The sequence below is a fragment of the Kitasatospora sp. NPDC059817 genome (genome assembly GCF_042731835.1).
In the GTDB taxonomy this organism is placed as follows: Bacteria; Actinomycetota; Actinomycetes; order Streptomycetales; family Streptomycetaceae; genus Kitasatospora.
Genome location: NZ_JBHWIR010000170.1, coordinates 1 through 10,758 on the forward strand (window position 1 = coordinate 1; position 10,758 = coordinate 10,758).

General features: G+C 73.5%; 12 protein-coding genes. 7 read left to right on the top strand and 5 right to left on the bottom strand.

What is annotated here, in order from left to right:
• Positions 1-46: 46 nt before the first annotated feature.
• The 3 genes from ACFV61_RS28100 to ACFV61_RS28110 all read right to left on the bottom strand — a co-directional run bounded on the left by ACFV61_RS28100 (position 47) and on the right by ACFV61_RS28110 (position 2,125).
• Entirely contained in the window at positions 47-571 is a 525-nt protein-coding gene (locus ACFV61_RS28100) for a DUF6114 domain-containing protein (protein ID WP_380371536.1), read from the bottom strand.
• A 2-nt stretch (positions 572-573) separates the two neighbouring features.
• A complete protein-coding gene (locus tag ACFV61_RS28105) occupies positions 574-1,230 on the bottom strand; it encodes a DUF6230 family protein (protein ID WP_363373305.1) in 657 nt (218 codons plus the stop codon).
• A gap of 142 nt (positions 1,231-1,372) precedes the next feature.
• Positions 1,373-2,125, bottom strand: a complete 753-nt coding sequence (locus ACFV61_RS28110) for a TetR/AcrR family transcriptional regulator (protein WP_063346149.1) — start codon at positions 2,123-2,125, stop codon at positions 1,373-1,375.
• Between the two features lie 387 nt (positions 2,126-2,512).
• Here ACFV61_RS28110 and ACFV61_RS28115 point away from each other — a divergent pair, with 387 nt between their 5' ends.
• From ACFV61_RS28115 to ACFV61_RS28125, 3 genes are all read left to right on the top strand, one after another.
• Positions 2,513-3,184 (top strand): hypothetical protein, encoded by a 672-nt coding sequence (locus ACFV61_RS28115; protein ID WP_063346150.1) that lies wholly within the window; start codon positions 2,513-2,515, stop codon positions 3,182-3,184.
• A gap of 258 nt (positions 3,185-3,442) precedes the next feature.
• Positions 3,443-4,315, top strand: coding sequence for an AAA family ATPase (locus ACFV61_RS28120; protein WP_380494576.1), 873 nt, complete (start codon positions 3,443-3,445; stop codon positions 4,313-4,315).
• Positions 4,312-5,742 (top strand): VWA domain-containing protein, encoded by a 1,431-nt coding sequence (locus ACFV61_RS28125; protein WP_380494578.1) that lies wholly within the window; start codon positions 4,312-4,314, stop codon positions 5,740-5,742. Before ACFV61_RS28120 ends, ACFV61_RS28125 begins: the two co-directional genes overlap by 4 nt.
• 65 nt (positions 5,743-5,807) lie before the next feature.
• Here ACFV61_RS28125 and ACFV61_RS28130 read toward each other — a convergent pair whose 3' ends face one another.
• Together ACFV61_RS28130 and ACFV61_RS28135 are read right to left on the bottom strand one after the other, a co-directional pair.
• Complete coding sequence (locus tag ACFV61_RS28130) at positions 5,808-6,497, bottom strand: DUF4328 domain-containing protein (RefSeq protein WP_380494581.1); 690 nt, start codon at positions 6,495-6,497, stop codon at positions 5,808-5,810.
• A gap of 426 nt (positions 6,498-6,923) precedes the next feature.
• Positions 6,924-7,826 carry an MBL fold metallo-hydrolase gene (locus tag ACFV61_RS28135; protein WP_380494584.1) on the bottom strand — a complete coding sequence of 301 codons (903 nt, stop codon included), beginning with the start codon at positions 7,824-7,826 and terminating at the stop codon, positions 6,924-6,926.
• 129 nt (positions 7,827-7,955) lie between these two features.
• Here ACFV61_RS28135 and ACFV61_RS28140 point away from each other — a divergent pair, with 129 nt between their 5' ends.
• The 4 genes from ACFV61_RS28140 to ACFV61_RS28155 all read left to right on the top strand — a co-directional run bounded on the left by ACFV61_RS28140 (position 7,956) and on the right by ACFV61_RS28155 (position 10,636).
• Positions 7,956-8,234 carry a hypothetical protein gene (locus tag ACFV61_RS28140; RefSeq protein WP_380494586.1) on the top strand — a complete coding sequence of 93 codons (279 nt, stop codon included), beginning with the start codon at positions 7,956-7,958 and terminating at the stop codon, positions 8,232-8,234.
• Positions 8,221-9,612, top strand: a complete 1,392-nt coding sequence (locus ACFV61_RS28145) for an amidase (RefSeq protein WP_380494588.1) — start codon at positions 8,221-8,223, stop codon at positions 9,610-9,612. The genes ACFV61_RS28140 and ACFV61_RS28145 overlap by 14 nt, the downstream gene beginning before the upstream one ends.
• 104 nt (positions 9,613-9,716) lie before the next feature.
• Positions 9,717-10,298, top strand: coding sequence for a TetR/AcrR family transcriptional regulator (locus ACFV61_RS28150; protein ID WP_380371556.1), 582 nt, complete (start codon positions 9,717-9,719; stop codon positions 10,296-10,298).
• Positions 10,299-10,435: 137 nt separating this feature from the next.
• Positions 10,436-10,636, top strand: a complete 201-nt coding sequence (locus tag ACFV61_RS28155) for a hypothetical protein (protein ID WP_063346158.1) — start codon at positions 10,436-10,438, stop codon at positions 10,634-10,636.
• Positions 10,637-10,758: the final 122 nt, after the last annotated feature.

Genomic DNA, 10,758 nt, shown 5'->3' on the forward strand with positions numbered 1-10,758 from the left:
GGGCGCCTCGGGCCAGACCCCGGCCGGGTCGGCCCCGGGCTGCGGGTCAGACCCCGGCCGGGTCGGCCCCGGCCGTGCCCGCTCGGGACGACCGGCGTTCCTGGCGCCGGTCCTCCCGCCGTTGCCGCCCCCGGCGCAGCGGCTGATCGGGCAGCCAGCCGAAGGTGAGGCAGGCGCCCACCAGTCCGAGCAGCATCCCGATCACGAAGCCGCCCAGGTTGGAGGTGAGCCAGCTCGCCAGCGCGGCGAGCACGGCGAGGACGGAGTAGAACAGCCGCTGAGCCGGGTTGAACAGGATCAGCAGGCCGCACAGCACCATCACCGCCGGCACCAGGTAGCCCGCCAGCCCCTGCATCCCGATGTGCAGGACGACGGGCAGCGGGGCACGCAGGGTGAACAGGATCTCGGCGCCGCCGAACAGCACCAGCAGCCCGCCCCAGAACGGCCGTTGGCCCCGCCAGTCGCGTTTGACCGGTCGGGTGGTGGCGGGAGCGGGGGCGGGAGCCGTCCCCACGGCCCCCTCCGCGACGCCCTCGCCGGAACCGGCCGGCTCCGGTACGGACTCCGTCATGGTCAGCAGCCCTGGGAGCTGAAGCTCAGCCGCAGGTTGGGCAGTTTGAACCCGACGGCGGTGCTCGCGTAGTTGTGCTGCTTGAGGTGCGTCAGCACGACGGTGTCGGCCTGCTGCCCGAAGACGCCCGGGTTGCCCTTGCCCGCGTTGCCGGCCTTGGTGTACGTGCTGGCGTCGCCGCCGATCTCGATGTTGGTGAACTCCGCGTCACCGGACAGCATGTCGGAGTCGGTGGTGAGGTCGGTGGCGGAGACGGGGGTGCCGGCGTCGCCGGCGTGGATCACCAGGTTGACGCCGCCGAGGTCCACGCTCTGGCACAGGTTGGTGATCTCGGCCTTCTTGATCGCCGAGACCGCGACCAGCACCTGACCGCCGGTGGAGCCCTGGTTGGGGCTGTCGGGGATCATCGAGTCCAGGCTGCCGAACTGGGCGAAGCCCTTGCCGTCGAGCTTGTCCGCGGTGATCGTGAACGGCATGCCGCTGATGGAGAACTGGGCGGCGAGTACGCCCTGGGCGGTGAGGGCCATCAGGACGGCGCCCGCGGCGACGGCCGGAACGGCCATCCAGGCGCTGCGCTTGAGCCGTACCCGCCCTCTCCTGCTGCCGGTCGGCGTCTCCGGGGTCTCGGCCGCGGCGGCGGCGTCCTCGGACATGGCCATGTGTGCTCCCTGTTGGGTGGGTGGGATGTGCAGGCACTGGCACGGTGCCCTGGCGCGGACAGCGTTCCACGGCCCGACCGGGCCGCCCGCCCCTCGGCAGCGGGGCGGGCACGGTCGAGCCGCGCTTTGAGTAACTGGGAAGCTACTGCCCGGTAGTGGCCGGGTCAATACGGGTGCACGAAGGATCTTCACCGATCGGAAACCCGAGCCGGACGGCCGCCTGCGCCGGGCCGAGGAAAGGCGCGAGACAGAACATGCTCAACACCGGAAGGAGTTCCGGCAGTTGAACCGTCCGGCCGGAGTCGATCCGCCGGTAGAGCGCGCTGTAGACCCCGCCCACCACGGCGTCCACCAGCTCCACCACCCGCACACCGACCGGCGGTTGGGGCACCTCGGCGAAGAACGCCCGGAACCGGGTGAGGAGTTGGTCCCGCTCGCGGCGGCCGGCCGGTCCGACCGCCTCGATCTCGATCACCGCCATGGTCGCGAACGCCGGTGTCCCCGCCAGCAGATGGAGCATCGCGCCGAGCGCCTGCCGGATCCCGGCGCACCAGTCGGACTCCGCCGCGAAGGCCGCCGCCATCCGCCGGAGCACCACTCCGGTGCCGTGCCGGTGCGCGGCCAGGAAGGCGTCCTCCTTGCCGCTGAACAGCTCGTAGAAGACCGGCCTGGTCACCCCGGCCGCGCGGCAGATGTCGCTGACCGTGGCGTGCTGGTAGCCGCGCGCGGCCACCGTCTGGACCAGCCCGTCGAGCAGCCGCTCGCGCTGGGTCGCGGCCACCACGCCCGGGGGCAGCCGGCTCGGGCCGCGCTTGATGGACCGGGCCGGGTCACGACCGGCCCGCGCGCCCGGCAGCAGGATCACGTCGGCACTTCGGAGGTGTTTCCGTTCCATCACCAACTCCTGTTACCTGTATTGACATTGACGCAACATCGGGTTTACAACACTGACAGGTTTCCAACCGGTGGGCGACCCTGTCACCACCGGACGACCTCCAGGGGCTCCGACGGCCCCGGGCGAACAGCCCGGGCCACGGGACCACGAGCGGACGCAGGCCCGCGGCGGTGGCAGCCGCCGACGTGCACTCCTGCACTCGCAGCGCACGTCCGCACCTTCACACCGCTGTGCCGTACGAGCGGGCCCGTGGCGCCGGGCCCGCCGCACCACGGCCCCGCGAAGCCCCCGGTACGCCATGCCCACGCACCTCCCCCGCCGTGCACGCCACCACACCCGCACCGCGGGCCACCCCCACCCGTCTCCGCACGGAGAGAGGTCACCCTCATGCGCTTTCGCCGTACGCTCGGTACCGCCGCCCTCGCCGCCCTCGCCTTCACCTGCGCCGCCGTCGCACCCGCCCAGGCCGACGGCTCCGCGGTGCTGACCACCGGCAGCAGCAGCGGCCCGGACGTCGCCGTCGGCGACGTCCTCACCGCCAGCCTGGTCTCGGGCACCGCCGCCACCTTCTACAGCAGTGCCAGCGGCACGAGCGGCATCAGCTGCGCCAACTCGGCCTTCTCCGCCACCGTGACGGCCAACCCGGCCGCCCCCGGCAGCGCGGTCGAGCAGCTCAACACCCAGACCTTCGGTTCCTGCTCCTCCAACGTCCTCGGCGTCACCGGCGTCAAGAGCATCACCGTCAACAACCTGCCGTTCACCAACACCGTCGGCGACGGCCCCGGCAACCCGGTCGCCCTCACCCCCGGCGCGGCCGGCGCGATGAAGACCACGGTGGTGCTCAACACCATCCTCGGCAGCATCAACTGCGTCTACCAGACCACCACCGGGATCAACGGCACCACCTCGAACACCGGCAACACCATCGGCTTCTCCTCCCAGCCGTTCAACCTGGTCTCCGGCTCGGGCCTGTGCTTCTCGACCGGCTGGTTCAGCGCCACCTACGGCCCGGTCACCGACACCTCGGTGGCGGGCAGCCCGCTCATCTTCGTCAACTGACGACCCGAGGGGCACGCACCACCTGACGTCGAGTCAGACGTCGTCAACCGACGGCCGAGACCGGCGGGAACAGACGGGCGGTGTACGGCGGCCGTGGTCGCCGTGCACCGCTCCGGCGCGCCCGCACGCCCGCCAGGTGATCCAGCAGCACGCCACGACCCCGGCCCCGCGCCACCCCGCCGAACCCCCGAGACAGCGAAGTGACCGGCCGGTAGGGTGCTGCCGCACGGACAGGGCGGACAGGAACGGGGCGGACAGATGAGCGGCGACGGCACGGGGTTCTTCGCATCGGTGGCGGACACCGCCGACCAACTGGCCGCCACCGGCTACCTGGCCTCCACCGCCGTGGCCACCACCGTCTTCCTCGCCGACCGGCTCGGCAAGCCGCTGCTGGTCGAGGGCCCCGCCGGGGTCGGCAAGACCGAACTCGCCAAGGCGGTGGCCGCGATCGGCCGGGCCCGGCTGGTCCGGCTCCAGTGCTACGAGGGCATCGACGAGGCCCGCGCCCTCTACGAGTGGAACCACGCCAAGCAGCTGCTGCGGATCACCGCCGGCCGCGACGAGGGCTGGGACCAGGCCCGCACCGACATCTTCGGCGAGGAGTTCCTGCTCACCCGCCCGCTGCTCACCGCCATCCGCGGCGACGAGCCCACCGTGCTGCTGATCGACGAGATGGACAAGGCCGACGTCGAGGTGGAGGCGCTGCTGCTGGAGGTGCTCAGCGACTTCCAGGTCACGGTGCCCGAACTCGGCACCATCGCCGCGAGCCGCCGCCCCTTCGTGCTGCTCACCTCCAACGCCACCCGCGAACTGTCCGAGGCGCTGCGCCGACGCTGTCTCTTCCTCCACCTCGACTACCCGGACGCCGAGTTGGAGCGGCAGATCGTCCGGCTCAAGGTGCCCGGCCTGGACGACACGCTGGCCGCCTCGCTGGTCCGGGTGGTCGGCGCGCTGCGCGCGATGGACCTGCGCAAGGCGCCGTCCGTCGCCGAGACCATCGACTGGGCCCGCACCCTGCTGGCGCTCGGCGCCGACACGCTCGACGAGGCGGTCGTCCAAGAGACCCTCGGGGTGATCCTCAAGCACCAGGACGACATCCGGAAGGCCGCACGGAAGCTCACCGTCGCATGACCACCGCCCCACCGCCGGCCGACACCGCCGCCCGGCTCACCGGCCTGGTCCGCGCGCTGCGCGGGCACGGCCTGCGGATCGGCCCCGCCGAGACGGTCGACGCGGCCGCCGTCCTCGACGTCCTCGGGCTCGCCGACCGCGAGCAGATGCGGGCCGGCCTGGCCGCCGCGCTGCTGCGCTCGGACACCCAACGGGCTGTCTTCGACGCCACGTTCGACCTGTTCTTCCCACTCGGCGTCGGCGCCCCCGAGGCCGTCCGCGCCGACCCGCCCGCGCTCCCGGACGATCCCCGGCCGCCGCGCCCCGGCCGGCCCGACCCGCTGCGCGACGACCTGCGCGAGCGCCTCGCCGCCGCCCTGGCCGCCGACGACCGGGCCGCCCAGGCCCGGCTGGCCGGCGAGGTGGTGGAGGCCCTGGGCCGGTACGGCGCCGGAGCCACGCCGGCCTCGGACGGCTGGTCGGCCCACCAGGCGCTCGGCCGGCTCGCCCCCGAGACACTGCTCGCCCGGATCCTCGCCGCCCTGCGCGAGCAGGCCACCACCCCGGACCTGTCCGACCGCGTCCTCGCCGACGAGATCCGCCGCCGCATCCAGGACTTCCGCGCCCTGGTCGCCACCGAGACCCGCCGCCGGGTCGCCGAACTGCGCGGCGCCGAGCGGATCGCCGAACGCGCCGTCGCACCCACCGCCGACCGGATCGACTTCCTCGCCGCCGGCCGCGACCAGCTCGCCGAACTGCGCCGCACCGTACACCCGTTGGCCCGCAAGCTGGCCACCCGGCTGGCCGCCCGGCGCCGCCGCGCCGCACGCGGACGGATCGACCTGCGCCGCACCCTGCGCCGCTCGCTGTCCACCGGCGGGGTGCCGCTGCGCCCGGCCTACCGGCTGCGCCGCCCGGCCCGGCCGGAACTGGTGCTGCTGTGCGACGTCTCCGGCTCGGTGGCCGGATTCGCCGACTTCACCATGCTGCTGGTGCAGGCGATGAGCGAACAGTTCAGCAAGGTAAGGGTGTTCGCCTTCGTGAACCGCACCGCCGAGGTCACCGCCCTGCTGGCGCGCGGCGACGCCGACCCGGCCCGGCTCGCCGCCCGGATCCTCACCGAGGCCAAGGTGATGGGCCACCACGGCAACAGCGACTACGGCTCCGCCCTGGGCGAGTTCGCCGAACGGCACCTGGACGCGGTCGGCCCGCGCACCAGCGTGCTGATCCTCGGCGACGCCCGCACCAACCACCGCGACCCGAACCTGGACGCGCTGCGCCGGATCGCCGGCCGGGCCCGGCGGGTCCACTGGCTCAACCCCGAGCAGCCCACCCTCTGGCCGACCGGCGACTCCGCCGCAGCCGCGTACGCGGGCGTCGTGGAGATGCACTCCTGCCGCAACGCCCGCCGCCTCGGCGAACTGATCGCCCGCCTGCTGCCGGTCTAGGGAGCTTCCGAGTCCGTTGCCGTGGCGGCCGAAGCCTGGGCCTACGCCTCGGCCTGAGCCTGGGCCTACGCCTGCGCCCGGGCCTCCTCGGCCGCCACCTGCGCGGCCCTGGCGGCCAGCGGGTTGATGTCGGCCCGGCGCGCCGACTGCATGGCCGTCAGCCGCTGGACCACCACGATCGCCGCGACGGCCGCGACCAGGCGCAGCACCGAGCCGGCGGCCTCCACCCGAATGGTCTCGCGCAAGTCCCCCAGGCTGGCGAGCACCGTCACGTCCACGTACTTCATCTTCGAGTTGGCGATCCGGTTGACCACCAGCGCGCCGATCCAGGTGGACCACCACAGGACCAGGACCTTCTCCGACACCGCGCGGCGCCGTCCCTCCGCGTCCAGCGGAGCGCTCGCCCGCCAGCAGTCCACCATCAGCTGCCAGGGGAACCAGAGCAGGACGACCGGGGTGACCCAGGCCCCGATGGTCCAGCCGCGTCCGAGGCGGTGCCCGTTCGGCAGCAGCAGGTCGGCATTCTGGCGGATGCGGTAGAACCAGATGATGAACAGCACGGCGGTGACCATCATCAGCGGAATGACGGCTTTGTCCAGCCCGTTCGCCAGGGAGTCCAGGGCATCGAATTCGTCAAGGCCGATGTCGCCCGAGCCGTCCACCAACCGGCCCAACAGGACATCGCCCCAGACGTCGGCCACGACCGCCGCCGCCGCCAACACCGCGTTCAACCCCAGCAGGACGTAGACCGCCACGGCAAGGCCGTTCGCCGGTCGGAGCGCCGCCGCCCAGCCCGGGGCCGCCTCCGCGCAGCCGAAGCAGCGTCGGCTCTCGGTCCCCGCGGGACGCGCCCCACACGCCACACACACCATCAGATCGTCAACTCCTGGAATCGCCGCGTGCTCGGACTCGCACGCCGGTGCCGCCAGCGCCCCGACCGGGGCGGGCGCGCCGACTCTAGGGGATCACCGACGTCCGCTGCCAGCGAGATTTCGCAGCTCAGCGGCGGTATCGCCGGATAAACGACAGATCGCGCGGGAATCGAACCCCGGGGAGCCGACTCCGGCTCCCCACCCCGACCCGGCGCACCCGTCCCGCTCGATCCGGGTGTGCGGTCGACGGACCCCGGGCGCAGGACTGGTGAAGGGGTGCGAGCGTCCCGGGGAGGTCGAAACGCGACGTCAGGCCGAGGGCACGGGCAGCAGCCGGTAGGCGTCCCCGTCCGTGAGCACGCGGCCGGCGGTGGGCGGCGCGAAGTGGGTGCCGAGCAGCAGGGTGTCCGTGTCGGCGAGGGCGCCGAGGAGCTTGCGGCGCGAGGCCTCGGACTGCCGCGGGTCGATGTCGACGCAGGCGCCGATGGCGGGGTGGGCGAGCTGGACCGGGTGGTGGATGCAGTCACCGGTGATCAGGGCCGCCTCGCCCCGGCTGGTCAGTTCGACGGCGACGTGGCCGGGGGTGTGACCGGGGGTGGGGATCAGGCGCAGGCCCGGGGCGATCTCTACGCCCTCGGCCGGGACGTCGACGAGGTCCAGCAACCCGGCCCGCTCGACCGGGATCACGGAGTCGAGGAACATCTGCCTGCGCGCCTCCTCCAGGTCGTACCCGGCCCAGAACTCCCGCTCGGTGCGGGAGGTGAGGTAGCGGGCGTGGGGGAAGGTGGGGACCCACTCGCCGTTCACCTCCCGGGTGTTCCAGCCGACGTGGTCGGCGTGCAGGTGGGTGAGGATCACCAGGTCGACGGAGTCCGGGGGGAAGCCGGCGGCGGTGAGGCGCTCCAGGTAGTCGGTCCGCAGGTGGTGCCAGGCCGGGTTGGCCCGCTCCTTGCCGTTGCCTATGCCGGTGTCGACGAGGACGCGCAGCCCGCCCACGGTGAACGCGAAGCTGTGGCTGTCGAGGTGCAGGACGCCCTCGTGGTCGGCGAAGTGGGGGTGCAGCCAGTCGTGGCCGGTCACCACCTCGGGGGTGGCCTCGGGCAGCAGCCAGGGCCCGGTCGCGGGTGGCAGGAGGGTCTCGTCGATGCGGTGGACGGTGACGCCGCCCACCGTCCAGGCGGGGGCGGGGGCGTCGGACGTGGCGCTGGACATGGGGGCTCCTCCCGTAAACGCAATCCGTTTGCGTTAAGCCATCGTAGGACCTACAGTCTGGCTAACGCAAACGGTTAGCTTTTGCTGCGGGTGCCATCTCGCGCCAGCCCCGATCAGGAGAGAACGCCCATGTCCTCCGCCGACCGCCCCTCAGGCGAACCACCCACCACCGACCTCACGCCACCCACCACCGACCTCACGCCGCCCGAGGCCGCCCGCTGGGCCGCCCGGGCCGGGCTCCCCCTGCCCGCCGACCGCCACGACGCGGTCGCGGCCACCGCCAACCAGCTGCTCTCCGTCGTCGCTGTCCTGCGGGAGCTGGACTTCGGGGACACCCCGCCCGCGAGCGCCTACCGCGCGGAAAGCGCCCACGACACGGAAGAGGAGAAGCACGATGCAGCCGTATGAGCTCTCCCTCACCGCCGCCGCGGAGGAGATCCGGGCCCGGCGACTGTCCCCCGTCGAACTGGTGGACTCGGTCCTCGACCGCATCGAGCAGGTAGAACCGCACCTCGGCGCCTACGTCGCGGTCACCGCGGAGCGGGCGCGCCGGGCGGCCCGCGAGGCCGAGCAGGAAGCGGCGCGCGGCCTGCACCGGGGGCCGCTGCACGGCGTGCCGATGGGGCTCAAGGACCTGATCGACGTCGCCGGGCTGGCCACCACGGCCAGTTCCCGGGTCCGCGCCGACCACCGCGCGCAGACCGACAGCACGGTCGCCGCCCGTCTGGCCGCGGCCGGCGCGATCCTGGTCGGCAAGACGCACACCCACGAGTTCGCGTACGGCCTGACCACCCCGCAGACCGGCAACGCCTGGGACCGCGAGCGGGTCGCCGGCGGCTCCAGCGGCGGATCCGCCGTCGCCGTCGCCGCGGGCGCCGCGACCTTCGCGCTGGGCACCGACACCGGCGGCTCGATCCGGGTGCCCGCCGCGCTCAACGGGGTCGTCGGCCTCAAGCCGACCTACGGCCTCGTCCCCCGCCACGGCGTCACGTCCCTGTCCTGGTCGCTGGACCACGTCGGCCCGATCGCCCGGACCGTCGAGGACACGGCCCTCGTCCTGGACGCCCTCGCCGGACACGACCCGCGCGACCCCGCCTCGCTGGCCGCCCCCGCCGTGGACCACCGGCCGGGCGCGGGCACGGACCTGGCGGGGCTGCGCGTCGGCGTGCCGCGCAGCTACTACTTCGACCACGTCGACACGGAGGTGGAGGCCGCCGTCCGGCGCGCCATCGGGCACCTGGACGCACTCGGCGCACGACTCGTCGACGTCGACATCCCGATGACCCGCTACCTCCAGGCGACTCTGTGGGGGCTGGTGGCACCGGAGGCCGCCGCCTACCACGAGCACTCCCTGCGGGCGGTGCCCGAGCTGTACCAGGCGGACGTCCGCGTCCTGCTGGAGGCCGGCGAGCTGATGACCGCCGGGGACTACCTGCGCGCCCAGCGCTCCCGGACGCTCATGCGGCGGGAGTGGGCCCGGATGCTGGAGGAGGTCGACGTGATCGCCGCCCCGACCGTCCCGGTCACCGCGGTACGGGTCGACCAGGAGACCGTCACCTGGCCCGACGGCACGGTCGAGGGCGTCCCCGACGCATATGTGCGCCTGTCCGCCCCCGCCAACATCACCGGGGTGCCCGCCCTGTCCGTCCCGGTCGGCCGGGACGCGGCGGGCCTGCCGATCGGCATGCAGCTGCTCGGCCGGCCGCTCGGGGAGCGCACGCTGCTGCGGGTCGGCCACGCCTACGAGCGGACGCAGCCCGCGCGGGCGCTCGCGCCGGCGGTCTGAGAACAGCAGGCGGGCCGGGCCGGACGGCGCCGGCCCGCCGCTCGGCTCCGAGGCGGGCACCCCGGCACCCGTAAACGCAAGGATTGTGCTTTAAGGTGTTTATCATGAGTCGCAAACAGATGGTGCGCCCCGGCGGGCGCAGCGCCCGGGTCCAGGCATCGGTGCACACCGCTGTGCGTGAACTCCTCGCCGAGGTGGGCCGCGACGCGCTGACGGTGCCGCTGGTCGCCCAGCGCGCGGGCGTCACCCCGTCGACGGTCTACCGCCGCTGGGGCGACCTCCAGGAGCTGCTGTCCGACGTCGCCGTGGAGCGCCTGCGGCCCGACACGGCGCCGGAGGACCTGGGCGACCTGCGGTCCGACCTGACGGCCTGGGCCGAGCAGTTCCTCGACGAGATGGCCTCCCCCTCGGGCCGCGCCTACATCCGCGACGCCCTGCTCGGCGACCCGGACGGCGGCAACGCCGGCCAGTGCTCGGACTACGCGGCCGAACAGGTCGACGCCGTGCTGAGCCGGGCGGGCGGCCGCGGGGAGGACACGCCCGCCGTCGAGGCGGTCATGGACGGCGTCGTCGCCCCCCTGATGTACCGCATCCTCTTCCGCCCGGCCGGCCTCGATCCCGCGTACGCACGCCGGCTCGTGGCCGAACTCCTCGACCCGTACGGGGCCGGTCCGTCGAGCGGATGATCGTTCGCCCGGCGGATGATCGTTCGCCGGGCGAGGACGGGCAGCTCAAGTCATGAACGGGCAGCTCAAGTTATAAGCTGCTGCGGGACGTTCACGAGCCCGGCCGGTGGTCGGGACCTCGCCTGGGAGGAAGCGTCGTGGGGAAGAAGATCCCGGTCCGGACCGGATGCCAGAACTGTTCGCGGTGCACCGGCTCGATCGGCGGCAACGCGGCCCGCAAGACGGTGCGGGGTACCGGGGTGGCGCTCGGTGCGGTGGTCACCGTCGGCCTGAGCCTCCTCTTCATCCGGAGGTGCCGCGCCTGCGACCACCCCATGGGCAGCCACCACCACCACTGATCGCGCCGCCGGACCTCCGCCGCCCCCGGCCCCCCCCCCCCCCCCCCCCCCGCCCCGGGGGGGGCGCGGGGCCCCGGGGGCTCTAACACAAAAGAGCCCCGAGCCACCAAACAACTCTAGAG